Below are 243 nucleotides of genomic sequence, written 5' to 3'. Positions count from 1 at the left end.
AAGGTGTCGCAGGTTCGAATCCTGTCTTCCCGATTCATGGCGGTGTAGCTCAGCTGGCTAGAGCGTCCGGTTCATACCCGGGAGGTCGGGGGTTCGATCCCCTTCGCCGCTATATTGATCTTGTTGGACCTTTAGCTCAGCTGGTTAGAGCTCTCGGCTCATAACCGAGTGGTCGTAGGTTCAAGTCCTACAAGGTCCATTGTAAATAATGGAGGATTACCCAAGTCCGGCTGAAGGGAACGG

At 53.9% G+C, this 243-nt stretch carries 2 tRNA genes; both read left to right on the top strand.

The features are described from left to right. The first annotated feature begins 38 nt into the window (after positions 1-38). Positions 39-112: transfer RNA gene (locus tag HMPREF2885_RS09515), tRNA-Met, on the top strand. A gap of 13 nt (positions 113-125) precedes the next feature. After that, positions 126-199 (top strand) — tRNA-Ile (locus HMPREF2885_RS09510). Positions 200-243: the final 44 nt, after the last annotated feature.

The organism is Streptococcus sp. HMSC062H02, assembly GCF_001813005.1.
GTDB classification, from domain to species: Bacteria; Bacillota; Bacilli; order Lactobacillales; family Streptococcaceae; genus Streptococcus; species Streptococcus oralis_S.
This window is presented reverse-complemented; position numbering and strand designations above follow the sequence as displayed.